Annotated in this window: 30 protein-coding genes; 16 read left to right on the top strand and 14 right to left on the bottom strand. The window is 60.4% G+C overall.

The genetic code is table 11. From position 1 onward, the window contains the following. Nucleotides 1-4: 4 nt before the first annotated feature. The 14 genes from BLW11_RS17160 to BLW11_RS17095 all read right to left on the bottom strand — a co-directional run bounded on the left by BLW11_RS17160 (nucleotide 5) and on the right by BLW11_RS17095 (nucleotide 13,611). A complete protein-coding gene (locus BLW11_RS17160) occupies nucleotides 5-1,360 on the bottom strand; it encodes an ATP-binding protein (RefSeq protein WP_048361627.1) in 1,356 nt (451 codons plus the stop codon). Further along, nucleotides 1,336-2,001, bottom strand: a complete 666-nt coding sequence (locus tag BLW11_RS17155) for a response regulator (RefSeq protein ID WP_048361628.1) — start codon at nucleotides 1,999-2,001, stop codon at nucleotides 1,336-1,338. The genes BLW11_RS17160 and BLW11_RS17155 overlap by 25 nt, the downstream gene beginning before the upstream one ends. A 90-nt stretch (nucleotides 2,002-2,091) precedes the next feature. Then, on the bottom strand, nucleotides 2,092-2,535 hold the full coding sequence (locus BLW11_RS17150; RefSeq protein ID WP_048361629.1) for a hypothetical protein: 444 nt from the start codon (nucleotides 2,533-2,535) through the stop codon (nucleotides 2,092-2,094). A 29-nt stretch (nucleotides 2,536-2,564) separates the two neighbouring features. Beyond that, on the bottom strand, nucleotides 2,565-3,329 hold the full coding sequence (locus tag BLW11_RS17145; RefSeq protein WP_048361630.1) for a COG4705 family protein: 765 nt from the start codon (nucleotides 3,327-3,329) through the stop codon (nucleotides 2,565-2,567). A 90-nt stretch (nucleotides 3,330-3,419) separates the two neighbouring features. Next, the gene (locus BLW11_RS17140) at nucleotides 3,420-4,472 is read right to left on the bottom strand and encodes an ABC transporter ATP-binding protein (protein ID WP_048361631.1); all 1,053 of its coding nucleotides are present in this window, start codon (nucleotides 4,470-4,472) and stop codon (nucleotides 3,420-3,422) included. Next, the gene (locus BLW11_RS17135; RefSeq protein ID WP_241486169.1) at nucleotides 4,469-5,992 is read right to left on the bottom strand and encodes an ABC transporter permease; all 1,524 of its coding nucleotides are present in this window, start codon (nucleotides 5,990-5,992) and stop codon (nucleotides 4,469-4,471) included. The genes BLW11_RS17140 and BLW11_RS17135 overlap by 4 nt, the downstream gene beginning before the upstream one ends. 69 nt (nucleotides 5,993-6,061) lie before the next feature. Continuing rightward, nucleotides 6,062-7,078, bottom strand: a complete 1,017-nt coding sequence (locus BLW11_RS17130) for an iron ABC transporter substrate-binding protein (RefSeq protein ID WP_048361632.1) — start codon at nucleotides 7,076-7,078, stop codon at nucleotides 6,062-6,064. A 262-nt stretch (nucleotides 7,079-7,340) separates the two neighbouring features. Continuing rightward, nucleotides 7,341-9,437, bottom strand: coding sequence for a flagellar biosynthesis protein FlhA (locus BLW11_RS17125; RefSeq protein WP_048361633.1), 2,097 nt, complete (start codon nucleotides 9,435-9,437; stop codon nucleotides 7,341-7,343). Nucleotides 9,438-9,439: 2 nt separating this feature from the next. Then, nucleotides 9,440-10,573 (bottom strand): flagellar biosynthesis protein FlhB, encoded by a 1,134-nt coding sequence (flhB, locus tag BLW11_RS17120; protein ID WP_088500163.1) that lies wholly within the window; start codon nucleotides 10,571-10,573, stop codon nucleotides 9,440-9,442. Further along, nucleotides 10,563-11,363, bottom strand: coding sequence for a flagellar biosynthetic protein FliR (gene fliR, locus BLW11_RS17115; protein WP_082136277.1), 801 nt, complete (start codon nucleotides 11,361-11,363; stop codon nucleotides 10,563-10,565). Before fliR ends, flhB begins: the two co-directional genes overlap by 11 nt. Before the next feature lie 4 nt (nucleotides 11,364-11,367). Then, nucleotides 11,368-11,640: a flagellar biosynthetic protein FliQ gene (locus BLW11_RS17110; RefSeq protein ID WP_048361635.1), complete on the bottom strand. Its 273-nt coding sequence runs from the start codon at nucleotides 11,638-11,640 to the stop codon at nucleotides 11,368-11,370. Beyond that, complete coding sequence (gene fliP / locus BLW11_RS17105) at nucleotides 11,640-12,407, bottom strand: flagellar type III secretion system pore protein FliP (RefSeq protein ID WP_048361636.1); 768 nt, start codon at nucleotides 12,405-12,407, stop codon at nucleotides 11,640-11,642. Before fliP ends, BLW11_RS17110 begins: the two co-directional genes overlap by 1 nt. Further along, the gene (locus tag BLW11_RS17100; protein ID WP_048361637.1) at nucleotides 12,404-12,775 is read right to left on the bottom strand and encodes a flagellar motor switch protein FliN; all 372 of its coding nucleotides are present in this window, start codon (nucleotides 12,773-12,775) and stop codon (nucleotides 12,404-12,406) included. Before BLW11_RS17100 ends, fliP begins: the two co-directional genes overlap by 4 nt. Beyond that, entirely contained in the window at nucleotides 12,772-13,611 is an 840-nt protein-coding gene (locus BLW11_RS17095; protein WP_048361638.1) for a FliM/FliN family flagellar motor switch protein, read from the bottom strand. Before BLW11_RS17095 ends, BLW11_RS17100 begins: the two co-directional genes overlap by 4 nt. 446 nt (nucleotides 13,612-14,057) lie before the next feature. On the opposite strand from BLW11_RS17095, the gene BLW11_RS17090 reads away from it, so the two are divergent. The 16 genes from BLW11_RS17090 to BLW11_RS17015 all read left to right on the top strand — a co-directional run bounded on the left by BLW11_RS17090 (nucleotide 14,058) and on the right by BLW11_RS17015 (nucleotide 26,526). Continuing rightward, on the top strand, nucleotides 14,058-15,452 hold the full coding sequence (locus BLW11_RS17090; protein ID WP_048361824.1) for a sigma-54 interaction domain-containing protein: 1,395 nt from the start codon (nucleotides 14,058-14,060) through the stop codon (nucleotides 15,450-15,452). Nucleotides 15,453-15,502: 50 nt separating this feature from the next. Continuing rightward, complete coding sequence (fliE, locus tag BLW11_RS17085) at nucleotides 15,503-15,835, top strand: flagellar hook-basal body complex protein FliE (protein WP_048361639.1); 333 nt, start codon at nucleotides 15,503-15,505, stop codon at nucleotides 15,833-15,835. Between the two features lie 31 nt (nucleotides 15,836-15,866). Beyond that, on the top strand, nucleotides 15,867-17,531 hold the full coding sequence (fliF, locus tag BLW11_RS17080) for a flagellar basal-body MS-ring/collar protein FliF (protein WP_088500164.1): 1,665 nt from the start codon (nucleotides 15,867-15,869) through the stop codon (nucleotides 17,529-17,531). After that, on the top strand, nucleotides 17,503-18,558 hold the full coding sequence (locus tag BLW11_RS17075; protein WP_048361641.1) for a FliG C-terminal domain-containing protein: 1,056 nt from the start codon (nucleotides 17,503-17,505) through the stop codon (nucleotides 18,556-18,558). Before fliF ends, BLW11_RS17075 begins: the two co-directional genes overlap by 29 nt. Nucleotides 18,559-18,568: 10 nt before the next feature. Next, the gene (fliH, locus tag BLW11_RS17070) at nucleotides 18,569-19,261 is read left to right on the top strand and encodes a flagellar assembly protein FliH (RefSeq protein WP_048361642.1); all 693 of its coding nucleotides are present in this window, start codon (nucleotides 18,569-18,571) and stop codon (nucleotides 19,259-19,261) included. A gap of 3 nt (nucleotides 19,262-19,264) precedes the next feature. After that, the gene (fliI, locus tag BLW11_RS17065) at nucleotides 19,265-20,584 is read left to right on the top strand and encodes a flagellar protein export ATPase FliI (RefSeq protein ID WP_048361643.1); all 1,320 of its coding nucleotides are present in this window, start codon (nucleotides 19,265-19,267) and stop codon (nucleotides 20,582-20,584) included. 25 nt (nucleotides 20,585-20,609) lie between these two features. Beyond that, entirely contained in the window at nucleotides 20,610-21,047 is a 438-nt protein-coding gene (locus BLW11_RS17060) for a flagellar export protein FliJ (RefSeq protein ID WP_048361644.1), read from the top strand. A gap of 76 nt (nucleotides 21,048-21,123) precedes the next feature. After that, complete coding sequence (gene flgM, locus BLW11_RS17055; protein WP_053069576.1) at nucleotides 21,124-21,405, top strand: flagellar biosynthesis anti-sigma factor FlgM; 282 nt, start codon at nucleotides 21,124-21,126, stop codon at nucleotides 21,403-21,405. Continuing rightward, on the top strand, nucleotides 21,402-21,836 hold the full coding sequence (gene flgN, locus BLW11_RS17050) for a flagellar export chaperone FlgN (RefSeq protein ID WP_048361645.1): 435 nt from the start codon (nucleotides 21,402-21,404) through the stop codon (nucleotides 21,834-21,836). The genes flgM and flgN overlap by 4 nt, the downstream gene beginning before the upstream one ends. Before the next feature lie 303 nt (nucleotides 21,837-22,139). Then, on the top strand, nucleotides 22,140-23,474 hold the full coding sequence (fliD, locus tag BLW11_RS17045) for a flagellar filament capping protein FliD (RefSeq protein WP_048361646.1): 1,335 nt from the start codon (nucleotides 22,140-22,142) through the stop codon (nucleotides 23,472-23,474). Beyond that, nucleotides 23,474-23,857: a flagellar export chaperone FliS gene (fliS, locus tag BLW11_RS17040; RefSeq protein ID WP_048361647.1), complete on the top strand. Its 384-nt coding sequence runs from the start codon at nucleotides 23,474-23,476 to the stop codon at nucleotides 23,855-23,857. The genes fliD and fliS overlap by 1 nt, the downstream gene beginning before the upstream one ends. Then, entirely contained in the window at nucleotides 23,841-24,158 is a 318-nt protein-coding gene (locus BLW11_RS17035; RefSeq protein ID WP_048361648.1) for a hypothetical protein, read from the top strand. Before fliS ends, BLW11_RS17035 begins: the two co-directional genes overlap by 17 nt. Before the next feature lie 2 nt (nucleotides 24,159-24,160). Then, complete coding sequence (locus BLW11_RS17030) at nucleotides 24,161-24,679, top strand: hypothetical protein (protein ID WP_048361649.1); 519 nt, start codon at nucleotides 24,161-24,163, stop codon at nucleotides 24,677-24,679. Nucleotides 24,680-24,770: 91 nt separating this feature from the next. Further along, a complete protein-coding gene (locus BLW11_RS17025; protein WP_053069577.1) occupies nucleotides 24,771-25,259 on the top strand; it encodes a flagellar hook-length control protein FliK in 489 nt (162 codons plus the stop codon). A gap of 63 nt (nucleotides 25,260-25,322) precedes the next feature. Next, on the top strand, nucleotides 25,323-25,784 hold the full coding sequence (locus BLW11_RS17020) for a flagellar basal body-associated FliL family protein (RefSeq protein WP_048361650.1): 462 nt from the start codon (nucleotides 25,323-25,325) through the stop codon (nucleotides 25,782-25,784). A gap of 7 nt (nucleotides 25,785-25,791) precedes the next feature. Next, nucleotides 25,792-26,526: a FliA/WhiG family RNA polymerase sigma factor gene (locus tag BLW11_RS17015; RefSeq protein WP_048361651.1), complete on the top strand. Its 735-nt coding sequence runs from the start codon at nucleotides 25,792-25,794 to the stop codon at nucleotides 26,524-26,526.

Genomic DNA, 26,526 nt, shown 5'->3' with positions numbered 1-26,526 from the left:
GGTTTCAGTGCCCGGCGGTTTTCAACCACAGCGACACGCATAACCCGCTGTGGTTGAGGCTGTCCGTGTACCCCAGTTCGATTCTGGCCCCGATGCGTTCGGCGATGGCCTTGACGATGGAAAGCCCCAGCCCTGAGCCCGTCTCGCCGGAGCCCAGGCTGCGATAAAACGGGTCAAAGATCCGCGCCTGTTCGTCCAGGGCGATGCCCGGCCCCGAGTCCCTGATCTGCAGGCACGCGCTGCCCTGTATCGGCTCAACGCTCAGATCGATTTTGCCGCCTGCGGGGGTGTAGCGGATGGCGTTGTCCACCAGGTTTTTGATCAGGGTGAACAGGTCCATCTCGTTGATCATGACCTGAACGTCCTCAACGCCTTCAACCCCGATATCCAGTTGCTTGCGCTCGGCCAACGGCAACAGGTCTTCCAGTACGCGGCGATACACGGCATGCACCGACACGGCGGTTTGCGGGCGCTCGCCGGCAAACTGCACGGCGGCCAGGCTCAGCAGCTGGTCGATCAGTTGCCTGCTGCGCTCAATGCCCCGGGCCAGGGGTTGCAGGCGTTCGCGGGCTGGTGCCGGCAGGTCTGTGGCCGCCAGCCGCTCGGCTTGCAGGGACAGCGCGGTCATGGGGGAGCGCAGTTCATGGGCCGCATCGGCAACGAAGCGGCGCTGGCTGTCCATGGACTGCGCTACGCGGGCGAGCAACCGGTTGATGGCCACCACAAAGGGCCGGATTTCCGTGGGCAGATGCTGTTCGTCAATCGGATGCAGTTCCTGTTCGGCACGCTGGTCGATTTGTGCGGCGAGGGTGGCGATGGGCCGGAACAGCTTGCGCACCAGATCGCCGACCACCAGCAGCAGCACGGGGAACAGGATCAGGAAGGGCAGCAAACTGCGCCAGGCACTTTCGCGGGCGTCCTTGTTGCGGGCGTCGACTTCCTGGGCGACGGCAATCCGCTCGCCCCGGGCGGTGGTCCTGACCAGCACGCGAAAGGCTTCGCCACCGACCTGCACCGTGGACAGGCCGTCAGCCAGGCTCGTGGGCAGGGGCAACGGGAGTGCGGCATCAGTGTTGGCCGGGGCATTTTTGCTGTCGGCCAGGTACTGGATGATCACTCGGGATTCTTCGTCATCACCCTCTGGCCCCTGGCCCCGGGGGTAATGCAGGGTCATCTGCTGGCGATCAAACAGCACGGCCACCTGGTGCAAGGTGTCGTCCTGCAGCTCGTGGGCTTCGTCCAGCGCCGAGAAAAACGCGAACACGCTGGCCAGTGCGGCGACCAGCACAATGGTCAGTGACAAGGCCACCGACAGCCTGAGTTGAACCGACTCGCTCAAACGTTTTTTGAAACCATCCATCCCATCCCCCTGACATTCTTGATGATGTGGCTGCCCAACTTGCGCCGCACGGCGTGAATCAGGAACTCGATGGCGTTGCTTTCAACCTCGTTGCCCCAGCCATACAGACGGTCTTCAAGTTCGCTGCGCGAGAGGATGGCCCCGGGGCGCAGCAGGAGCGCCTGCAGCAGGGCAAATTCGCGGCTGGACAGTGTGACGCCGCTATGCGTCTCGGTGCTGGCCTGCTTGGAGACAAGGTCCAGCGACACCACACCATTGCCGAGTACGGGCAGGGCGTTGCCACCCTTGCGCCGCAGCACCGCACGCATGCGGGCCAGCAATTCGGCCATGTCGAAGGGTTTTAGCAGGTAGTCGTCAGCCCCGCCGTCCAGCCCGCGCAAGCGGTCATCGAGGCTGTCCCGGGCGGTGAGGATCAGCAGGGGCACGGGGTTGTTGCCCCCGCGAATGCTGGCCAGCACTTGCAGGCCGTCCTTGCCGGGCAGGCCGAGGTCCAGCAGCACCATGTCGTAATGTTGGGTATCCAGTGCGCTCAGGGCGCCGGGCCCGGTTTTCACCCAGTCGGCGGCATAGCTCGCATCCGTGAGTGCGCCCTGGATCGCGTCGCCAATCATGGGGTCGTCTTCGACCAGCAGTATGCGCATGTCCCTCTCCGGCAAAAAAACAGGGCGCGGCAGTATTCACTGCCGCGCCTGTAGTGAAGCATCTGCAGGGCGGGTTGTCCGCCGCAGGTTTTACGCGCTGGCTTTCATCGAGTCGAAGGCCTTGAGCAGGTTGTCCATGGCCGCCTTGCAATCGGCTACGTTGGGGCTGCCGGCGCGCAGGGCGTCGAGCGCGTGGTCAATGGCCTTGTCCAGCACATGCCAGTCGCTGGCGGCCCGGGGTTTGATGCCCGCTTCGGCCGAATCCCAGGTGGTTTCCAGGTCCTTGATCCGGGTTTTGGCCCCCGGCAGGTCATTGCGGGCAACCAGCGCACTCACGTCAGAAGCGATGCTGCGGAACTCGGTCAGATCACCCAGCCGGGACCCTGCCGGGCTTTGCGCACTGGCGCCGCCGCTGACATCGACCGGCGAGTCGGCCGGCGAGTCGGCCGGTTTCGAGCACCCGGCGGTGATGGTCAGCAGCAGGATTGAGGAGGCGATGGCAATGCGGCGAATAAGGGTGTGAGTGTGGCCCATGATGATGTCCTTGATCGAAGTTAAAGGGTTCAGGCGGTAACGGCTTTGCGGTTGCCGACACTGATTTGCGCGGCGGCCACCAGCAGGACAATCACGCTGAGAAACAGGGCGCTGGTCCAGGTGGCGCCCATGCCCAGGCCACCGTAGGTCTTGGCCTGGGTCAGCAGGTCGCCCAGGGATGCACCGAACGGGCGGGTAAGGATGTAGGCGATCCAGAAGCTCAGTACGGTGTTGGCGCCCGTGCGCCAGGCCACGAGGGTGAGGGCAATCAAGGCTGCGAAGATGACCGCGCCGAGGGTGAAACCCAGGCCCAGGGCTTCGGTCGCCAGGTCACCGGCCGCGGTGCCCAGGGCAAAGGTGCAGAGCACCGTGGCCCAATAGAACAACTCGCGCCGCGGGGTAACGATTTCGTGGATCGACAGGCTGCGTTCGGTTCGGTACCAGACCAGAAAATTGAGCCCGAGCAACACGGAAAAAATCGCCGTGCTGGTGTACAGGCTGACGTCCAGCTTGTCGGTCAGAATATCGGTGATCTGCGTACCCACGATGCTGACCAGCACCACGGTCAGCCAGTAAATCCAGGGGGTGTAGGCCTTGGTCCGCATCTGGCAGAACAGCGCAATCGCCAGCAGGGCGGCCATGCCGAGGCTGGTCCAGCCCGCGCCGAAGCCGGCATCGACGGCCAGATAGTCGGCACCGGTTTCGCCCACGGTCGTGGACATGATCTTGATCACCCAGAATGACAGCGTCACCTCGGGCACTTTGTTCAGCCAACGGGCTGCTGTGGCATTCATGTGCGTTACCCCTGTTTTGCGCACCGTCATTGGCGCAGGACAGAAGGTACGGCACGACACTTAGCTGAGACTGAGGGCGCGCCGCTGATTTCACTGGGGCAGCACATGGGCCCGGCCCCGGGTTGTCAGTTGCACCGCAGTGCCGATGGGCGGTGCCTGCAGGCCGGGGCAGTGCACGGGCAATGACCGGCCCGGTTCGAGCCTGCCGGCGAGCAAGGTCACGGTCAGGGTGCAGGTATTACCGCCAAAGTCCCGCTCGGTCACCACCCCTGGACAACCGGACGGGTCGCCCGGGGTGACGTTCAGTTGCAGTTGTTCGGGCCTGAGCATGATCCTGGCCGCATGGCTGCTGCCCTGATGACTGACGGCAATGCGGCCCAGATCGCAATCGGCCCAGCCGCCTTCTATTTTTGCGGGCAGCAGCACCGCCTCGCCGAGGAACAATGCGGTTTGCTCGTCCCGAGGGTGCTGGTACAGCTCCAGGGGCTGGCCGGACTGCACCAGGCGACCCTGGCGCATCACGGCCAGCTGATCGGCAAAAGACAAGGCCTCGCCCTGATCGTGGGTCACCAGAATCGCCGTGACCCCCGCATCTGACAGCAGGCGGGTGACCATTTTGCGCATGGCGGCCCGCAACCCGGTATCCAGCGCCGAGAAGGGTTCGTCCAGCAGCATCAGCCGTGGTTGCTGCGCCAGTGCACGAGCCAGTGCCACCCGCTGTTGTTGCCCGCCGGACAACTCGTGGGGCCAGCGCGTGGCCATGTTTGCTTGCAAGGCCACGCTGTCCATCAGTTCAGCGATGCGTTCCTGCCGGGCATGGCCTTTGGTGGCGAGGCCGAAGCCTATGTTGTCGGCCACGCTCATGTGGGGGAACAGGGCGCCGTCCTGCGGCACATACCCGATCAGGCGCTGGTGGGCCGGGACTTCGCGGGTGCTGTCCACCAGGACCTGGCCATTGAGCGAGAGGCTGCCGGAGTCTGGGAACTCGAAGCCGGCAATCATGCGCAGCAGGGTGGTCTTGCCCGAGCCCGAAGGTCCGACAATCACCGTTCGACTGCCCGTGGGCACCGAGAGGGTGATGTTGTCCAGGGCGCACTGAGGGCCGAAGGATTTACAGATCGCGTTGAGTTCGAGGGCGTTCATCGGCCAGCCGTGCGTTTGGATTGTTGGTAAAGAAGCCCGGTCAACGGCAGCGACAGCAGGATCATGAGCAGCGCATAGGGCGCTGCTGCCGCGTAGTCGATTTCGCTGGTCATGGCCCAAAAGCCGGTGGCCAGGGTGCGGGTGCCGTTGGGTGCCAGGAGCAAGGTGGCGGTCAATTCATTGGTGATTGCCAGGAACACCAGCGCCGCCCCTGCGGCCGCGCCGGGTGCCGCGAGGCGCAGGGTAATCAGCCACAAGGCCCGGGCAGGGGAGCGACCGAGGCTGCGGGCCATGTTTTCCAGCTCTACCGGTGCCTGGGCAATGCCGGTGCGCAAACTCACCAGGGCCCGGGGCACAAACATCAGCAGGTAGGCCAGCAGCAGGGTGATTGTCGTCTGGTAGATTGGCCGGGCGAAGTGGATGGTCACGGTCACCAGTGCCAGGGCGACCACGATGCCGGGCAACGAACTGGTGATGTAGTTGCAGCTTTCCAGCACCCGCTGCAGGCGGCCGGGGGCGCGAATCGACAGCCAGGCAATCGGCACCGCCGCGCAGGTGGTCAGCACGGCGCCGGCCACGCCCAGCAACAGGGTTTGCTCCAGTGCCGGGAGCAGCTCGCTCCAGTGCCAGACCTGCGCGCCACCGGCAATCAGCCATTTGCCCAGGGTGAGCAGCGGCACGCCCAGTGCCAGCAGGCAGGTCGCGCCTTGCAGGGCCAGGGCGAGCACGGTGGTGCGCGTGCCCAAGCGCACGATCGGCTGCTCCCGGGCGCTGCCCGAGCCAACACGGGCGTAGCGGGCATGGCCCCGGGCGGCGGATTCGGCGGTGAGCATCGCCAGGCAGCACAGCGCCAGGACGGTGGCCAGCATGTTGGCCCCCGGACCATTAAAGGTGGACTTGAACTGATCGAAAATTGCCGTGGTAAAGGTGTCGAAGCGGATCATCGCGTACAGGCCGTACTCGGCCAGCAGGTGCAAACCCACCAGTAGCGCGCCGCCGCAGAGGGCCAGTCGCAATTGCGGCACCACCACCCGCCAGAAGACGGCCCAGGGCTTGAGCCCCAGGGACTGGGCCACGTCTTCGATGGCAGGGTCGAGCCGGCGCAATGTCGCGGCCACCGGCAAGTAAAGAAACGGAAAGTAGGCAATGACTGAAACCAGTACCCCGGCCGGTAACCCGTGAATTGACGGCACCAGGCTGACCCAGGCGTAACTGTGCACAAAGGCCGGCACCGCCAACGGCGCGACGGCCAGCAATGACCATGCGCGACGCCCTGGCAGGTTGCTGCGCTCGGTCAGCCAGGCCAGTGCGGTGCCCAGCACCACGCACAGGGGCAGGGTAAGCAGCACCAGCAAGACGGTATTGACCAACAGTTCGCCGACACGGGGGCGCAACACCAGCGCTTCGATCTGCTCCCAACCGACTTGCCACGACACACCGACGACAAAGGCAATCGGCAGCAAGGCCAGCAGCGAAACCAGGACAGCCAGACCGGTGATCCACGCGCCACCGCGGCCCATGAACCGGCCGCGGGAGGGTTTTGCCAGGAGGGCGGGTGCGATTCCCGCCGGCAGGGTTTCAGGCAGCAATTAGAGGAGTCCGGCCTGGGTCATCAGGGCGACGGCTTTTTTGCTGTCGAGTTGGGAGGCATCGACCGCCGGGGCGTCGAGTTGCTTGAGCGGCACCAGTTTCGGGTTTGACAGGGCGTTCTGGCCCACCGCGTACTCGAACGAGTTGCCCGTTTCCAGAATGGCCTGGCCGTCTTTGCCGGTGATCCACTTGAGGAACGCCTGAGCCTGCTCCGGGTGTTTGCTGGAGGCCAGCACGCCGCCGCCGGAGATGCTGACAAAGGCGCCCGGGTCCTGGTGCTTGAAGTAGTGCAGTGCGGTGTTTTTGCTGTTTTCGCCGGTCTTGGCCTGATCGACGAAGCTGTAGTAGTGGTAAATCACGCCGCTGTCGACCTGACCGGCATTGACGGCCTTGAGCACTGCGCTGTTGCCACGGTAAATCGACGCGTTGGCTTTCATTGCCTTGAGCCAGTCGAGGGTGGCGGCTTCGCCTTTAAGCTCAAGCACGGCAGCGACGATGGCCTGGAAGTCGGCCCCTGCAGGCGACACGGCCCAGCGGCCTTTCCAGTCCGGCGAGGCCAGATCGAGCAGGGAGGCAGGCAGCTGGGCGGCAGGCAGCTTGCTCGGGTTGTAGACGAACACCGTGGAGCGTGCGGCGATGCCCATCCATTTACCCTGCGCCGGGCGATAGGCTGAACCGACCTGTTCCAGCGTGGCGGGCGCAACGGGTGCCAACAGGCCGGCGTTGTCCACCAGCACCATGGCCGGGGAGTTTTCGGTCAGGAACACATCGGCCGGGGAGGCGCTGCCTTCCTGGACGATCTGGTTGCCCATCTCTGTGTCGTCGCCATTGCGTACGGTCACCTTGATCCCGGTTTCTTTGGTGAAGCCTTCGACCCAGGATTTGGTCAGGCTTTCGTGCTGGGCGTTGTAAACCACAATGCCGTCAGCCGGGTTGGCGGCATAGACGTGCCCGGCGCTGAGCAGTGCAGTGGTCAGCAGGGCGGCTTTAAACAAAGAGGGAATACGGCGGGTCATGGTGTGCAAGCTCCGGTTTTTTTGAGTTGTGCGGGGAGGCAATAAAGGCACTGCACAATGGCTGCGAATTCAATCGGAATCATTTGCATATGTATTCAGGAAATGTAGGGGCAGGAATGAGAAAAAAATGTCAAAAAAATCGTTACTGAATGTGATGAGGAGGGTGAGAAGCAGGCGAAGAATGAGTGGCGGGCAGGTTTGTGTCACTGCCCAACGCGCCCTCACCGGCCGGGAGAGGGCCAGGGTGAGGGGCGGCAGGAAGTCAGCCCAGGGTGCCGACGATATTGACGCTGATGTTCTCCGGGATTTCGTTCTGCGACAGCACGTGCAGCCCCGGGCTGAATACCCGCGCATAACGGGCCAGCAACGGGCGCAGTTGCGGCATCACGGTGAGCACCGGCGGGTGGCCGTCCTTGCGCAGTTTTTCCTTGACCACCGGCATCGCGTTTTGCAGCTGGTTGAGCAGGTTGGGCTCCACGGGAATGTTGTCCAGGCTCACCGGGCCCGCTTGCTGAGCAATGCTCAAGGCGCCCAGCAGGGTGTTTTCCAGGGCATTGTCGAGCACAAACACGCTGACTTCATCGCGGCGCCCGGTGATGCTCGCCACAATGTTGCGGCGCAAGGCGTAGCGCACGTCGGACGCCAGCAGCACCGGGTCCTTGGTGCTTTCGCTGCTTTCTACCAGCGCTGTGGCCACGGTGACGATATCGCGCAGTGAGATGTTTTCAACCAGCAATTGGCGGTACACCCGGTGCTGCTGGGTATAGGACAGCTGGCCCTTGAGGTTTTCCGTGAGTTTGGGTGCCAGTTCGGTCAGGCGTTGCATCAGGTTGTCGACGTCGTCGTGCTTGAAGATTTCCGCCAGATTGTCGCGAATCACCTTGTTCAAGTGAGTAGCGATGACCCCCGCACAATCAATGACCTGATAGCCCAGGTTCAACGCCCGGCTCTTATCGGCCGGGTTGATCCAGACCACAGGCATTTTGTAGGCCGGGTCAATGCCCAGGATGCCATCGACTTCGCCATACAGGTCGGCTGAGGGAATGGCCATCAGGTGATCGGCGTGAATCTCCGCGCCATCGATCTGCTCGCCGTTGATATGGATGGAGTAGTGCGCCGCCTTGAGCCGCAGGCTGTCGCGGATCTGGATCTCGGGCAGCAAAAAGCCCATGTTCTCCGACAGTGTCTGGCGCAAGCCGCGCACCCGCTGGGTCAGGGGCGCACCCGCCGCTTCGTTCACCAGCCCCACCAGTTTGTAGCCCAAAGACACCGACAGCCGCTCGACGTGGGGGATGTCTTCCCAGGCCAGGGTCTGGCTGCGCTCGTTTTGCATCGACGCGCTCAACGCGCTGACGGTTTCCAGCTCAGTGGCTTCGGCCGGTGGCTGAAAGCGCGAAACGCACCAGGCCACGCCAGCGACCATGGCGGCAAACCCGATGAATGCGGTGTGCGGCATGCCGGGCACGATGCCCAGCACCAGCAGAATCCCGGCCACGGTGTACAGCAGGCTTGGCGAGGCCAGCAGTTGCTTGCGCACCTGGGTGGTGATCTCTGCGGACTCGTTGATCCGCGTGACGATCAGCGCAGCGGCAGTGGACAGCAGCAGCGCCGGGATCTGGGCCACCAGGCCGTCACCGATGGTCAGCAGGGCAAATTGTTTGAAGGCCAGGCCGGCCGGCAAATCGTAGACAAACATGCCGATGGCAAAGCCACCGAACAGGTTGATGATCAGGATCAGGATCCCGGCAATCGCATCGCCGCGCACAAACTTGGAGGCACCGTCCATCGCACCGTAGAAGTCGGCTTCCTTGGAGATAGTCTGGCGACGTTGCTTGGCCTGGTCCTGGGTAATCAGGCCGGCGTTGAGGTCGGCATCGATTGCCATCTGCTTGCCGGGCAGGGCGTCCAGGGTGAAACGCGCCGTCACTTCCGAGATGCGTTCACCCCCTTTGGTGACCACCATGAAGTTGATGATCATCAGGATCACGAACACGATCATGCCGACGATGAAGTTACCGCCGATCACCACTTCACCGAAGGACTCGATCACCTTGCCCGCCGCACCGGTACCGGTGTGCCCTTCAAGCAGCACGATCCGGGTCGAGGCCACGTTGAGGGTCAGGCGCAACAGGGTGGTGATGAGGATCACCGTGGGGAACAGCGAGAAGTCCAGCGGGCTTTTGGACGACACGCTGACCATCAGCACCAGCACGGCCATGGCAATGTTGAAGGTGAACAGGACATCCAGCAGCAAGGGCGGTAGCGGCAGGATGATCATCGCCAGAATCGACAGGATGACCAGCGGGATCCCGATGCGTCCGCTGCGCAACGTCGGGAGAAGTGTGTTCAATACGTTCATGATTACGCCTTGTTCGCCATGCTTTCGGGTATCGGTAAATGGTCCGGCATCTGCGGTTTGGCCCGCATTCCGCGCTTGTACGCCTTGAGTTGCAGGATGTAGGTCAGCACATGGGCTACCGCGGCATAGAGCGGCGCCGGGATTTGCTGGTTGACCTGGGTGGTGAAGTAAATGGCTCGGGCCAGCGGCGGTATTTCCAGCACCTCAAGCTGGTTGGCAACCGCCATTTTGCGGATATACAGCGCCATGTCGTCGACGCCCTTGGCGATCACGAAAGGTGCCTGGGCCTTCTTGTTGTCGTACTTGATCGCCACCGCGTAATGCTGCGGGTTGACGATCACGGCATCGGCGTCCTTGATCACCTTGCTGATCTGGCGCTGGGAGATCTGGCGCTGGATCTGCTTGATCCGGGCCTTGACCTCGGGGCGACCTTCCTGGTTTTTGTGTTCTTCCTTGCGCTCCTGTTTGGTCATGCGCAGCTTCTTGAGGTGGAAGAACTTCTGGATCGGTACATCAATGGCCGAAAACACAACAAAAACCCCCATCAGGGCCAGGATTACGTCGAACACCATCGAAAATGCAGTACCGATGGCCGTGGGCAGGCTGGTGCGCTGCAGGGCGGTCAGTTGCGGGATGGCATCGCTGATCAGGACCCAGGCCACGGCTATCAGCACGGCGATCTTGACCATCGACTTGAGCAGCTCCACCCAGTTCTGTTTGGAGAAGATGCGCGCCAGCCCCGTGATCGGGTTGAGCTTGCTGAACTTGGGGTAGAAGTTCTTGGCGACAAACAGCCAGCCGCCCGGGATCAGTGAGAACACCACCACCAGCAGGCTGGCCAGCAGCAGCGGGGCGAGTATTTTCACGAACAGGAGCAGGTTGTGGCTCAGGATCAGGCCCAGGTCTTCCTGGGTGATTTCACTGGAGTGAAAGTTCAGGAACGAGATCCGGAAGCTCTCCATCAGCCCGTGGTAGTAGCTGGAAAACACCAGTTTGAGAATAAGCAGGGTCGCGATCAGCGAGACGGTGGTGGACAGGTCCTTGGAGCGGACTGTCTGGCCGTCTTCGCGACTCTTGCGCAGCTTCTGGGCCGACGCCTCTTCGGTTTTTTCCTGGGCGCTGTCGTTAGACATCAGGGCCTCCTTCGAGCATGACCCCGATGTTGTCCAGCAGGTCGCGGGTCAGGCGCAGGTAGCTTTCCGGCAGGTTGGGCAAGGTGATGTAGATGCATAACAGCCCCACCAGAATGGTGATCGGAAACCCAAGCGAAAACAGGTTCATCGAAGGCGAAATACGGTTAAGCAGGCCAAAGCAGAACTGCACCAGTACCACGCAGAACACCATGGGCAGGGTCAGCAGCACCGCGGCGCTGAACACCCAGGAAATGGCCTGGATGAAGATCGTATAGCTTGTAAAGTTGAGCCCGCTGCCCACCGGCCAGTGGATGAAGCTTTTGAACAGCACGCTGAGTGTCAGCAAATGCCCGTCGATGGACAAAAACAGGAACGCCAGCAGCACGAAATACACCTGGTAAACGATGGAGGACGAAGACACACCGTTCACCGGGTCGTTGTAACGGGCCATGGTCATGCCCATTTGCGATGAAACCACTTCGCCTACCACGCTGAATACGGTGAATACCAGTTGCAGGCTCAGGCCCAGGATCAGGCCGTAAGCGATTTGCTCAAGGGTCACGAGCACACCCTGGGCCGACAGGGGGTTGATGTCCGCCACCTGGGGCAAGGCACCGCCGATGGCCGCAGTCACGACCAGCGCCAGCAGCACCCGCACCTTTTTCGAGACAGCCTTGTGGTTGAACAGCGGGGCCATGCTGAACACCGCCAGCAGCCGGCAAAACGGCCACCAGTAGCCCTGCAGGGCGTGCAGGTACTGGCTGGCCTGCATCAGCGGTTCGGTCGGGTTCATCGGTTCAGCCCACCAGCGAGCCGGCGATCTTGAACGTCTCAATGAACAGGTCGCTGAGCTTGCGTAAAATCCAGTGCCCGGCGAACAGCAACATACCGAGGGTAATCAGCAGTCGTGGCAGAAAACTGAGCATTTGTTCGTTGATCTGGGTTGCAGCCTGGAACACGCTCACCAGCAACCCGCCCAGCAGGCTGGGCACGACGAGCACACAGACAATCAGCGCGGTGATCAGCACGGCGTTGCTCACCAGTGCGACGGCGGCTTCGGGGGTCATCATCAGGAACCTCCAAACGGCTGAATGCTGCTGGCCAGCGTGCCCATCAGCAAGGCCCAGCCATCGACCAGAACAAACACCATCAGCTTGAAGGGCAGCGAGATCATCATGGGTGACAGCATCATCATCCCCATGGCCATCAAGACACTGGCGACCACCAGGTCAATGACCAGGAAGGGCAGGAAGATCATGAACCCCAGCTGGAAGGCCGCCTTTACCTCACTCAGGACGAAGGCCGGCAGCAGCAGGGAAAAGTCCAGTTCATCAAGGTTTTCCGGCATTTTTTCATTGGCCAGCGCCACCATGGTTTCCAGAGAAGCCTTGTTGGTCTGTGCAAGCATGAAACCGCTGATGCTTTTTTTCGCCACGTCCAGGCCCTGGTCCATGGTGATCTGGTCATTCTGGAAGGGCTGGTAGGCGTCGTTGTAGACCTCTTGCCATACCGGGCGCATGACCAGCATGGTCAGGCACAGCGCAATGCCGATCAGGATCTGGTTGGGCGGGCTCTGCTGCAGGCCCAGGGCCTGACGCAGGATCGCCAGCACGATAATGAAGCGCGTGAAGCTGGTCATCATCATCAACATGGCCGGCAGAAAGCCGAGCAGGGTCATCATCACCAGGATTTGCAGCTTGATGCTCAGTTCCTGGCCGTTTTCGCCGTCATTGAGGCTGAACAGTGAAATTTCGCCATTGGCCGCCACTGCCCATTGCGGCAGCAAACAGGCGAGCAACAGCAGGGCACAGACGAGTGCCGGCTTGATCAACTTCATAACGCCAGATCGCTCAGGCTTGAACCGCTGAGCTCAACGATGCGCAGGCCGTAGTTGCCGTGAACCACGACCACTTCGGCCTTGGCGAACAGGGCACCGTTGACTTTGACGTCCAGCGGCGCGCCGGCCAGTTTGTCCAGGGCAATGATGCTGCTGGTGTCGACGTCCATCAGTTCGCGCAGGGTGATTTCGGTGGAGGCCACTTCCAGGGTGACGGTGACCGGGATCTTGCCGAAAAACTTCAAATCCTGTTGTGGCAGTGAAACCGCTTCGGGGGCAGCGCTGGACGGGCTGGTTTCGGCGTCAAAATCAGGCTGCGTATCGTTGAGCAGGTTGTCGAAATCGGAATCGGAAATGGAGCTGTTCATTGGCATTTAACACTGTCGAGAGAAGTTAAGAACAAGGCGCCGTCATCTTCGGAAATGGCACCGTGAAACAACTTTTGCTGTTTGATGTGGACTTCGCAGCGCTCCAGCAACCGCACCATCAGGATGTCGTCGACTTTGAGCGCCAGTACGCTGCTCAGAGGCAGCTGCGCGCGGGCCAGCACGCAATTGAGGTGCACCGGCAGTTGGGCGATGCGATGCCCGGTGTGTTCGGTTGGGGTTGAGGGCTGAGTCTCGGTGTGGCGACGAGTCAGTTCATCGACGACTTGTGCGTCCAGGTACAGGTGCACGGACGACTCGATACCGGTTGCGGGGCTGAAAAATACAAACTCCACGCAGTACCCCCAGTGAATGTCTTCATACGTACTGACGGTGGTATCGATATGCCCCAGAGGAGCGCCGCCCATCAGGATGCGGGCACAGATTTTCGAGATATCAATGCCCAGGCGCATGCGCATGCGGTTCTCGGATGCGCTGACCGGCGGCTCATCCTGAGCGGGTGGCGTGGAACCGCCGTAGTAACTTTCCAGCAACTCGGCCAATAAAGGGCGGTCCATACTGAAACCGATGTTGCCGATCCCGGTCATGTAACGGCATTGGGGCGAAGTCAATAAAGCCTCATGCACTTGAACGTCGCGCAAATCAGTGTTGATGCGGTAGGTGGTCAGGAAATAGTCACTGATAACTTTTGGGTATTTACCGGCCAGCTCTTTTATATAAGTCGGTACTTTATGATAGTAACGACCCAGTTTTTCGGGCTTCAAGAACATCAGGTCATCGACGGGCACTTGATGTTGAACTTTTCTATAACCAGTCATCGTGAAAGAGTCATTCCTGAATAGGTGTAACGTCATCCTGCGTGTCTCATGCCTGACCACAGGGCAGGTGATTCAGGTCCTGGAATCGAGGTTTGTGCATTCCGCTGCCGGCGTGGGTGGCAAGGGATGCTGGCGGGTCCGTCTGGCTGCGGCGAGTATAGGGATGAGCGTGTCGGGCATTAAATCAAAAACCATCAAATCGCCCTTTGATAAGGTTGATGTCGATTTGATGGTTACTGATTTCAGTAATGGCGCGTTGGCACCTACAGTTCGGCGGGTCACAGGAACGTGAGTTTTCAAGACGGCATTGAGCCCTTGCCCGAAAGGGGTCTACACCCGAAACGAACACGCACAGGCATCGCCGCTACATGAACATGATCCACCCGCGAACACGTTAATAAGTGGTGCACGTGGGTAAAGGCGATCCACTACGCAGGTATACCGTCATTAACTCTTTTAGTCCTACAGGCGTTGCGCCCTTTGAAGTTCGAACTGAACAGGCCTCTGTGATTGTAGTGGGCCATTCGCAGAACAAGGGTTATTCCATACTGGTCGACTGTTTGTCTGAGCAGCATTGCGCCGTGGCGTGCGTTGAAAGTTGCGCGCAGTTGCAAGGGTATTCATTAAGTCAGGCCACCCTGGTGTTTATGTTTGTCAGTGGTTTTTCAGGTCACGTGTTAAATGCCGAAACGGAAAACCTGATTCGCCGTGCCCCCCATATCAGTGTTATCCCGGTCGTTGAGTATGCCGAACAGGACAGGGCGACCGCCTTGCTGGAAAGAGGGTGTGTGGATTACCTGCTGGCACCCTTCAGTGCCGCGCAGATCACGGCCTTGTTGCAACGTCAGGCCGCTGCTGTCAGCGCCCAGGAAAGCTTTGTTTCGCGTTCGCCAGCAGCGCGTCGCCTGTTGGCGATGGCTCAGCGTGTGGCCGTCACGCGCGCGCCCATCCTGATCACCGGCGAAACCGGGACCGGCAAAGAGATGATGGCGCGCTATATCCACCGCTTTGCATCGGGTGATAACGCCCCTTTTGTCGCGGTCAACTGCGCGGCCATTCCCGAGCAAATGCTGGAATCCCTGCTTTTCGGCCACGAACGCGGAGCCTTCACCGGCGCGGTGACGGCCCAGTGCGGCAAGTTCGAACTGGCCAATGGCGGCACCTTGCTGCTGGACGAAATTGGCGAGCTGCCCCTGGGGTTGCAGGCCAAATTGCTGCGTGTGCTTCAGGAACAGCGCGTCGAGCGTCTGGGCGGGCACAAGGAAATCGCCCTGGATGTACGCATCATTGCCGCCACCAACCGTGATTTGAGCGAAGAAGTTGCCCAGGGGCGTTTTCGTTCGGATCTGATGTTCCGTCTGGATGTGCTGCCTTTGCACATCACCCCGTTACGCGAACGCCAGGAAGACGTTTTAGCCCTTGCCCAGCGTTTTATTGCCCGGTACGCCCCTCAGGAAGCCGCCGATGGCCTGCTGACCGACGAGGCCTGCCAGGCCCTGTTGCAGCATGACTGGCCCGGCAATGTGCGCGAGCTGGAAAACACCTTGCAGCGCGCACTGGTGCTGCGCCGGGGGCTGTTTATCCAGCCTCAGGACCTTGGCCTGACCGCCTGTGCCGCGCCCTGCAGTCCGTTGCAGACGCCCGGGATGGACGCCGGGGATGGCAAAGCGGCCCTTCGAGCCACCGGTAAATGGGCCGAATACCAGCACGTGCTGGACACCATTCGCAAATTTGACGGCCATAAAAGCAAGGCCGCTCAAAGCCTGGGCATGACCCCTCGCGCCCTGCGTTATCGACTCAGTGCGATGCGCGAGCAAGGCATCGCGATGCCGGCTTTCTGAGTTCCGCTGTTCACCTTTCAACCCTTATGCCTACCTCTGTGGAGCAACCCATGAGTTCAATCTTGAGCGTCCAGCAACAAATGCTGGGCCAGATGGAACAGGCCAAGAGCCTGATGCAGAACCCGATCATTCAACCTGCGGCCATGTTCGAGCAAACCGCCGGTGGCGGGATTGGTGCGGCGTTCGAGCAGGCCATGCGTTCGGTCGATGCCCGGCAGCATGTGGCGAGCAAGGCGATTGCCGACGTGGACAGCGGCAAAAGCGACAACCTGGCGGGGGCGATGATCGAGAGCCAGAAGGCCAGCGTTGCGTTCAGCGCCTTGCTGCAAGTGCGCAACAAATTGACCACGGCATTTGATGACGTGATGAGAATGCCGTTGTGACGGATAGTGAGTACTGAACGTGCTGCAAATAATGAACGATAAACTCAAGGCGCTGCTCGGCGGGTTGAAACCCGACCCGCGCCTTGGGCTGGTGCTGATGGCCGCCATAGCTGGCTTGCTGGCCGTCAGCGTGGTGTTTTACCTGTGGCGGGACCAGGGTTCCATGCGCTCGCTGTACGGTGCCGGCGAGGCTTACCCTGCCGCCGACGTGATGCAAGTGCTGGATGCCGACAAGATTGTGTATGAACTGCATCCACAGAGCGGCCAGGTACTGGTGCGCGAGGCCGATCTTGGCCGGGCGCGCATGCTGCTCAGCGCCAAGGGCGTGCAAGTGGCCGTACCGGCCGGTTATGACCTGTTCGACAAGGACGAGCCGCTGGGCACCAGCCAGTTTGTCCAGGATGTACGCCTCAAGCGCAGCCTGGAAGGGGAGCTGGCCCGCACCATCATGGCCCTCAAGGGGATCGATAACGCTCGCGTGCATCTGGCTTTGCACGAGAGCAGCTCCTTTGTGGTCAGCAACCGTGAGCCGGCCAAGGCCTCGGTCATGCTGCAAATGAGTCCCGGGGCGCGGCTCAAACCGGAGCAGGTGGGGGCAATCATCAACCTTGTGGCCAACAGCGTACCCAAGCTGCAAAGCAAGGATGTCAGCGTTGTCGACCAATACGGTGCGCTGTTGACCCGCGGGCTCAATGCCGATGGCGCGCCGGCCCAGAGCTGGCAGGTGGTCGACGAGTATCAGCTCAAGACTTCAAGCAATGTCGAGCAAGTGCTCGCGCCCATCCTGGGCAACGGCAACTACCGCATCAGTGTTACGGCCGATATCGATTTCAGCCAAAAAGAAGAAACCCTCCAGGCATTTGGCGATACCCCGCGTCTGCGGAATGAAGTGCTGCAGGATGAAAGCGTGCTGGACAAGCTGGCGATCGGTGTTCCGGGCTCGTTGAGCAACCGCCCGGTAACGCCTGTCGGTGGCCAGCAGCCGGCAGCCGGAGTACCGGCAAAGACCGCAGACCAGGGCGCGACCTCGATCCGCAAGGAGTCCACTCGCAAGCTGGACTACGACCAGAGTGTCACCCACGTCAAATACTCGCCGTTCAACCTGCGCAACCAGAGTATTGCGGTGGTGCTCAATGCCACCAACACCGAGGCTGACGGCGGCTGGTCGCCGCAAGCGCGAGCAGAGCTCGAAGCGATGCTCAAAAGCGCGGTGGGCTTCAATGCCGGCCGTGGCGATGTGCTGACATTGAGTGTGTTCCCGTTTGCCGCCACTGATATGTCGATTGAGCAGGCCGTCTGGTGGCAGGACGATAAAATCCATCAGCTGATCAAGATGGGCCTGTGTGGCCTGATCAGTCTGCTGTTGCTGCTGATGGTGGTACGCCCGGCCCTGAGCCGCCTCTCGGGGCGCAAGGAGCAACCGGTGCATCCTGCGCTGGAGGCAACTGCCGAGTTAAAGCTGGGCAGTGAACAGATGACCAAGTCGTTGGTGCCAAACAAGGAAAACGGCAACTTCGCGACCATGTTGGGCGAAACGAACCCGTTGTCTGAAATTTGTCTTCCCGCACCGGGTTCGGGGCTGGAGCTGCAAATCGAGCATTTGCAAATGTTGGCTAAAAACGACTCCGAACGCGTGTCGGAAGTGATCAAACAGTGGATAGGCCGCAATGAAACCAATGTCAACACGACCAGCTGATGTCATGCAGGAGTTGCGCGCCCGCACAGCGCAGAGCCGCACCATGAGCTCCCTTGAGCAAGCCTCGATCCTTATGTTGAGCATGGGCGACAGCGTTTCTGCGGGGGTGCTGCGGCACTTTTCCCGAGAGGAAATCGTCCTCATCAGCCAGGCCATGGCCCGCTTGAGCAACGTCAAGCAGCCGATGGTTTCAGAGGTCATCAGCCGCTTCTTTGACGACTACAAGGAACAAAGCAGCATCAAGGGTGCCTCGCGCAGCTACCTGTCGGGCATGCTCGGCAAGGCCTTGGGCAGCGACATTACGCGCAGCCTGCTGGACAGCATCTATGGCGAGGAAATCCGCACCAAGATGGTCAAGCTGGAATGGGTCGATCCCAAGCAGTTCGCCACCCTGATTGCCAAGGAGCATGCGCAGATGCAGGCAGTGTTCCTCGCCTTCCTGCCGCCCGGCATGGCCAGTGAAGTGCTTGAAAGCATGCCCAGCTGGCGTCAGGACGAGTTGCTGTATCGCATTGCCAACCTCAATGAGATCAATGGCGATGTGATCAAGGAGCTTGAGCAGTTGATCGAACGCAGCCTGTCGGTGTTGTCTACCCAGGGCTCGCAGGTGCGCGGGGTCAAGCAGGCGGCAGACATCATGAATCGCTTCAAGGGCGACCGTGATCAGATGTTCGAGCTGTTGCGTGCCCACGACACCTCATTGGTGGAGCGTATCGAAGATGAAATGTATGACTTCTTCATCCTGTCCCGCCAGAGCCAGGAAGTCTTGCAAACCTTGCTTGAGGTCATCCCGTTGAGCGAGTGGGTAGTCGCACTCAAAGGGGCTGAACCGGCCCTGGTCAAGGCGATTCAAGGGGCCATGCCGCGTCGTCAGATGCAGCAGATGGAAGCCCTGAACCGTCGTCAGGGGCCGGTACCCATGAGCCGGGTTGAGCAGGTGCGCAAGGAAATCATGGCGGTGGTGCGGGAGATGGCAACCGAAGGTGGTTTGGCCATTCAGCTGTTCCGCGAGCCAACCGTAGAGTGAGGGCTGTTCCGTGTCGATCAATGTGCTGAAAGACAAGCCCCGCGACTGGCGGCCCTATCGTTTTCCTCCGTTGCCGCAATCGCTGGCCCCGGAGTGGAAAAATGACCCCGTTGCGGTGCAGCGGGCCATTGCCGACGGTTTTCAGGAAGGCAATGAAAAGGGCTACCAGGAAGGCTTGATTCAGGGGCAGGAGCATGGTCAGCAATTGGGCTATGAGGCTGGCCGCGAACAGGGTTTGCAAGAAGGCTTGATGCAGGGCCGTGTAGAAGGGCGCGAGTCATTCGATCAGGCCAGTTTCCCTCTGGAAGAAGCTAACCGGCAACTGCGCAGCTTTTTGTCGGAGCTTGAGCGCACGCGGCGTCAGGAACTGCTGGCACTGGTCAAAAAAGTGTCCGAGCAAGTGATTCGCTGCGAGTTGACCCTGAACCCGACGCAGTTGCTGACCCTGGCAGAAGAAGCCTTGGCCGGCATGCCGCTGGAGACGACGGACGTGCATATCAACTTGCATCCTCAGGAGTTTGCCCGGATCAAGGACCTGGCACCCGACCGGGCCGCGAGTTGGCGCCTGGTGGCCGACGAGGCGCTGGCGCTGGGGGAATGCCGCATTGTGACGCCCCGGGCCGAGGTCGATGTGGGCTGTCAGCAGCGGCTGGACGCCTGTGTTGAAACCCTGTCGCAACATCTGCACCTGACCGAGGATTGATTCGTGCTCAAACCTTTTGCACTCAATGACGCTCTGCGCTCGCTGGACGACGTACAACTGGCCAAGGTCAGCGGGCGGCTGGTGCGCATGTCGGGCATTTTGCTCGAAAGTCTGGGCTGCCAGCGGGTGACCGGGCAGCGCTGCTATGTCGAGCAGTCCGACGGTGAAATGCTCGATGCGCAGGTGGTGGGGTTTAACCGCGATATCACCTATTTGATGCCGTTCAAGAAGCCTGTGGGCTTGAGCGCGGGGTCGCGGGTATTTGCGGCCAAGGAAGACGCCGCGCTGCACATCGATGAATCCTGGCTGGGCCGTGTGCTCAACGGCCTGGGCGAGCCGATGGACGATTTGGGCAAGCTGACCGGGCGCGATGAACTGCACGTCGAACTGCCCAAGGTCAACCCGCTCAAGCGTCAGCCGGTGAGCGAACCTCTGGACGTGGGCGTGCGGGCAATCAATGCCCTGCTGACCCTGGGCAAGGGTCAGCGCGTCGGCCTGTTTGCGGGCAGCGGCGTGGGTAAAAGCGTGCTGCTGGGCATGATCACGCGCCAGACCAAGGCTGATGTGGTGGTGGTCGGGTTGATCGGCGAGCGGGGCAGGGAGGTGCAGGAATTCATCCAGCACTCGCTGGGCCCCGAAGGTCTGCGCAAGGCCGTGGTGGTGGTGGCGCCGGCCAATGAATCGCCGCTGATGCGGCTCAAGGCCGCCGAACTGTGCCACAGCATTGCGGCCTACTTCCGCGATCAGGGCAAGGATGTACTGCTGCTGGTTGACTCCCTGACACGCTATGCCATGGCGCAGCGTGAAATCGCCCTTGCACTGGGTGAGCCTCCGGCGACCAAAGGCTATCCGCCTTCGGTTTTCGGCATGCTGCCGGAGCTGGTAGAAAGCGCCGGTAATGGTGAAAGTGCCGAAGGCAGCCTGAGTGCGATCTACACGGTACTGGCCGAAGGCGACGATCAGCAAGACCCGATCGTTGACTGTGCCCGGGCGATTCTGGACGGGCATATCGTGCTGTCACGCAAACTGGCCGACATCGGTCATTACCCGGCCATTGATGTGGCGGCTTCAGTGAGCCGCTGCATGAGCCAGGTGGCGGACCGCAAGCATTTGAACGCGGCGCGTTCCTTCAAGGAATACAGCAGCGTTTATGACGGTATCAAAGACCTGATCCCGCTGGGTGGCTATACGCCGGGGATGGACCCGGGAACGGACCGCGCGGTCAAGCTGGCGCCCAATATCGAGCGCTTCCTGCGCCAGGATGTGGGGGCCAGCGCCGAGCTGGGCATGAGCATCGATACGTTGCAGAGCATCGTCAAATGACGGTTTGTACCCAGGGGCCAGGGCGATGAAAAACCGGATCAATGTGCTCAATCGGCTGGCGCAGTTACGCAATATCCAGATGCGTCAGATCATGGGGCGGGTCAGCTACCAGCAGAATCTGTGTGAGCGTTATCGTAATAACATTACCGCCCTCAAGCGGTTGTGCGGCTTCACTAGCGCCACCACCACACCCTTGCAACGTCACAACCAGCAGCAGTACAAGGCCACGCTGCATGCCATGACCAACTTGCAGGTTCGTGAATTGAAACTGGCCGAGCAGACCCTGAGCCGCATCCAGGATGAACTGCAGCATGCGGTGCGCCAGGAGAAGGTTCTGGCTCAGGTGATCGACGACAAAATGCGCATTTGGCAGGCGACCCTGGCGCAGCAGGAACAGAAAATCCAGGACGGGCTGGCCAGCCAGACCTGGTGGCGGAACAAGGCTCAAGAAGTATTTATTTAAATTGTTGTCGACTGGATTTAAGTCACCCCGTCAAAGGGTCGCCTTTGCACAGTATCACCCAGTTCTGGAGCTCATCATGGAAATCACACGACAGCCTGTCATCAGTTTTACCCCTTCTGCCGAGCGCCCGGTGTCAGGCAGCAGTGAGCGCACCGGCAGCGGTCCCGTGACGCCAGTCAGCGCCCCTGCAGCAGTCAAACCGGGGCTGGAGCAAATCCACTCGGCACTGGGGCAATTGCCACAAGTGGACCTGGACAAGGTCGCCACCCTCAAGGCTGCACTGGCCGCAGGCTCGCTCACCAGCGACAGCGCCTCGCTGGCCGGCGCCATGCTCAACTATCACCGTGGTGAGCGGTGAGCCAGCGTGACCAGTTGCTGAAGGTTGTCGAGCAGGATGTGCACGACGATCTGACAGGTTTTGCCCTGCTGCACGAGTGGATGGGGCGTCTGCAAGTGGCGCTCATGGCCCGCGAAATTGTCACCATTACTGAGGCCAACGGCCATATCGTCGCGCTGATGGATGCTGCCAGTGCCCGTGCCCGCCGCCGCAGCAGAGTCCTGGAGGTGTTTCGCCTGGGAACTGATACCCGGGCGATGGACAGTCTGATCGGCCTGTATGAGCCCGTGCGCCGTGGGCACGTGGATCAGGCCTGGAAAACCCTGATTGCCAGTGTCGAGCGCTGCCGTGACCTGAATGAGCGCAACGGCAAGCTGCTGGCAATGCACGGCGAGATCTTCCAGCAACTGGCCCGACAAGACCCGGCACAGGTTTATTCCCCTTCGCTTTAGTCGCCCGCCCGTGTGGCATACCGCACGTCATGTGCCGGGCGGTCCTTTCACCGCAGTGATCCATTCCCCCAAGTCCGAATGTTCAATCAGGGTTAATTAACCCCTCATTCCGGTCGCCTTTGACACTCAGGCCCCGGGGCTTTGCTGCGGGTCAGGGTGCGGAAGCAGGCTTTCCACCCGCGGGTTTTACCGGTGCCGGAAGAGGAAGCCGCACTTCTCGATCAAATCAAAAAAATCCTTATAAAACATAATCTTATAAGTTGGCATTGGTTTTGCTATCTACCTATAGAGGAGCGATCACACATGGCAATCGATACAGACTACATCCAGACCCAGGCAAAAAATCTCGCGCAGTATGAAGTGCACAGGGAGTTGATGCAGGCCGAGCGCAATGAAAAAAAGTACAAGGCGCAATTGGCGGCCGTGACGCAACTGGACACCGCACTCAAGGCATTGGGCACGGCAGTGAAGGGGCTCAAAGGCACCGATAAAAGCATGCTGATCAACGCCGCCACGTTCAGCAAGGAAGGCATGGCCAGTGCAACCCTGGGGGCCAGCGCAAAGGAAGGCAGCTACCAGTTTTTTGTAGAGCAGCTGGCGAGCCGGCATCAGATCGCCCTCAGTGGGCTGGGCAGTAATGCCGCGGACTCTGGCAGCCTTTACATCAAACAGGACGGCGTGGAGTTTGCGGTTGACCTGAGTGCTGGCGACAGTAATGGCGATGGCAGTTTGTCCCAGGAAGAGCTGGCTGCTGCGATCAATGGCCACCCCGATAACAAGGGCGTTAAAGCCACCCTGGTGCGCAGCGGCGGTGAAGTGACGATGGTGTTGACCGCCGAAAAAACCGGCGAGCAGAACGCGATCGAGTTGCGCACCGATGCCGCGGGCAGTGCGCTGGAGACCAGCCTGGGTAACCCGCAAGTGCTGTCCGAGGCCAAGGACGCGATTGTCTATCTGGGGGCTGACGCTACCAGCGGCATAAAGCTTCAGCAAAGCTCCAATACCTTCAAGAACATGATCGATGGCGTCAGCCTGACGTTCAACAAGGTGCATCAGACCGGTGATGAACCGCTGGTGGTGGACATCAGTCGCGACCAGAAAGCGACCAATGACAAGCTCAATGAGTTTATTACCGCGATCAACGCATTGCTCGGCACCTTTGACACCCTGACCGCGTCGGGTGGTGAAACACAATGGCGCGGTGAACTGGCGGGAGACTCGGGCATTCGTGCAGTGGAGTCGATGATCAACTCGGTGCTTCGCACCTCGTTTGATGGCATCACGCTGATGGAGTTCGGGATTCTGGCGGACGCCAAAGGCAAGCTGAAAGTGGATAACAAAGCGTTCGAAAAGATGCTCGACGCCAACCCCGATGCCTTTGAAAAGCTGTTCTCGGGCAGGGACAACATGATCGACACGCTGGACAAAAAACTCGCGGCATACACCAGCGCCAGCACCGGCTCGATGAAGGCTCGCAAGGACAATCTCAACAGCATGCTGCAAAAGGTCGAAATCAAGTATGAGGAACTGGAAAACAAGTACCAGAACCACTACCAGCGCTACGTCAAACAATACACGCAGATGGCGCAGATCATGGCGTCAATGGAACAAACCTTAGGCATGTTTGGAAATAGATAATGAATGAAAGCTATGACGGGTACCGTGCAGTCGACCTTGAAGTTCGAGTGTGTTCGGCCTCGCCCTACGAACTGGTGCTGGTGCTGTTTGATGGCCTGCTCGACGAGTTGAGTCGAACACGCGGGCACATCGAAGCCAGGCATTTCGAACTCAAGGGAAAGTCGCTGGAAAAGTGCATGAACATTCTGAACGCACTCAACAGCACCCTCGATTACGAGCAGGGCGGCGAACTCGTGCACGATCTGTCACGGCTTTACGATTATTGCTTGCACCGTCTGGTGGAAATCAGTGTGTCGCTATCGGTAACCGGTATCGACGAAGTCATACACCTGATTGGACAAGTGCGCGAAGGCTGGGAAGGTGTGCATGCCGCACGCCGCTGATTTGCGCCGCCTGGCGCACTTGCGTCAATTGCTCGCCCTGGCCCTGGCCCAAGAGGACTGGGCGCGGATTCACGAGATTGACCTGCTGATCCGTCAGGGCTTGCTACGCCTGTGCGAGGGCGGTGAGTTTGCGCCCCGCACCCTTGCTGAGCTGGCACCGCTCAAGGCCTTGCACGGGCAGGCATTGCAAGCCTGCTCGCGCGAATGCAAACGCCTGAGTGACCTGCTTGAGAGTCATACCGAACATCAGGAAGGGCGCCGCGCCTACTCCCTGGCAGACAGCGTGCAGGCGGAGGGTTAGGCATGGGTATCTCCATTGCTATGCCGGGCGGCTTCGGCGCTGGCCTTGAACAGAGCAGCCTGCCCTTCGACAGCAGCTTGCCGGCGGACGAACTGTCCCCGTTGCCCTATGTACCTCAACAGCCCGAATTCGAGCCGCAATTGCCGGTACCGGATGTGTTGGCCAGTGCCGAGTCGCAGCAGGCCCAGGAGCAGGAGGTCACCGAACCAGTGCTTGATCCGGCGCTGGAATCAGTGGACCCGCAACAGTGGCTCAACATGATGTTGGGTCAGCAGGCCATTCGGTTGCAGGCACGGGACGACGCGGGCAAAACGACATCCAGTTTGCCTGGCGAGCGTTTGCTGGCTCGCATGGCGCCTGAGCCCCGGGCCCTGGCTCCTGTCCTTGAATCTCGCAGAGTGTTTGAAGCTCCTTTGCCGGTCCAGTCCGGCCCTGACGCAGGGTTCGAGCATTCGGGGACGGGCGACGGTCCAAGGTTGCCGCTTCCCGCTTCCCGCTGCGCCTGCGGCCCGCACGGGTGAGAACCCATGGATTGCAGCTACGGCAGTAACAGCAACAGCAACAGCAACAGCAACGGTTGCAGGCTCAGTCGAACCCCTGTCGAGCACTGAAGTGTCTGCCCTGACAACCGCGTTACCGGGCAGCAGCACAACGGCTGAACCGGTGCTTGAACGCGGGCTCAAGCTGGCTGCGCCGCAGGCCCGTTGGGGAGAGCAGATGCTGCATGCCTTGCGCGAAACCGTCGAGGTACAGGTCCAGCAACGCTTCCAGCAGGCCACGATCCGCCTCGACCCGCCCGAGCTGGGGAGCCTGGAGATTTTTATCAGTCACGAAAACGGGCGCTTGAGTGTGCACATTTCGGCGGCCCAAACCGATGTGGTGCGCTTGATCGCGGCCACCAGTGAACGCTTGCGCCAGGAACTGGTGGAGCAGAACACCTTGCAAGTGCAGGTTCAGGTTTCCAGCGATACCGGGGGGCATTCGCAACGGGAACAGGGCCGGTCTGCACGTGAACCGGGCATCGCCGATGCCATGGCTGAAGCCGAGGGCAGCGCCGTTTCGCCCAAGCGGCAAGACAGCGGCGTACTGGTGACTGTTTAACCCGACAAACAGCCTGCTGTGAGTCGCCCCTGAAACTGATCTACAAGTGGATTGAAATTTTTCATGTTGATGTCGCGTGTCATTTTATTAGTAGTGGGGCTTAACACGGTAATTACCGTTGGCAGTGTGGTGCTGGGCTATCTGTATCTGGCGCCGGCGGTCACTGCCAGTAGCGCGTCGAAATCCGAGGCTGAGGCGCCGCGCAAGGTCACTGATTATGGGTTTTACCCGATTGAAAAAATCGTCCTGAACCTGCCTGAACAAAGCCGGGAACGCTACTTTGTGCTCGATCTGGCCCTGCAGGCGGATCACAAAGTGCCTGTCAGTACCTTCAAGCTTATCGAGCCTCTGGTACGCAGTTCGGTGATTACATCATTGTCCCGGCTCAAGTTCAGCGAGCTGCGGCTGTTGGCCGTTGCCGATGTCCAGAGCCGGATAGAAGAACAGTTGAAACAGGACTTCGCGAGCAAGGGCATGGAGGTGCCGTTCACCAGTGTGCTTGTCAGCAAGCTCCTGGCGCAGTGATCGCACTATGAACAACGATCGTTTGGCCGATTACGGCCCGGGCAGCGCTGACCACTGCCCGCCAGTGCTGGCACCGGGTGTCGAGCAACACTGGATGCTGCAGTACTTGCCGCTGGTCAAGCGCATTGTCAATCAGCTGTCCTTGCAGGCCAGTCATGCGCTGGACCGTGAAGACATGGAGCAGATTGGCCTGATGGGTCTGTTACAGGGGTTGCGCCGCTATGGCACCCCGGATGAGTGTTTTGCACGTTTTGCAGCATTGCGTATTCGCGGGGCGATTCTTGATGAGTTGCGCCGCCTGGACTGGCGGCCCCGCCTGGTGCGCCAGCAGGCCCACAAGGTGCGCGATACCCTGCGTAGCCTGACCCGTCAGCTGGGGCGCCAGCCCCGGGACGAAGAGGTGCTCAAGGCCACAGGCCTGAACGACACCCAGTATCAGGCTTATCTCCAGGCGCAAGCGGCAGAAGCCATCGAAAGCCTGGATGTGCTGCTGCTCGATGGCCTCCGTGACTTTCAACAGTCAGGGGCAAACGTGGAAGAGCGGGTGCTCAGTGAGCGCCTGCTGATTCAGGCACTGGACTGCCTCAACGAGCGTGAGCGTCTGGTGCTGACGCTTTACTACCAACATGAGTTGAGTCTCAAGGAAATCGGCCTGGTGCTCGAAATCAGCGATGCCCGGGTTTGCCAGTTGAGTAAGCAGGCTATCGATAAGGCTCGTCATTTTTTAACCAAGAGTAATTGA

The sequence above is a fragment of the Pseudomonas deceptionensis genome, assembly GCF_900106095.1.
Lineage (GTDB): Bacteria > Pseudomonadota > Gammaproteobacteria > Pseudomonadales > Pseudomonadaceae > Aquipseudomonas > Aquipseudomonas deceptionensis.
This window is presented reverse-complemented; position numbering and strand designations above follow the sequence as displayed.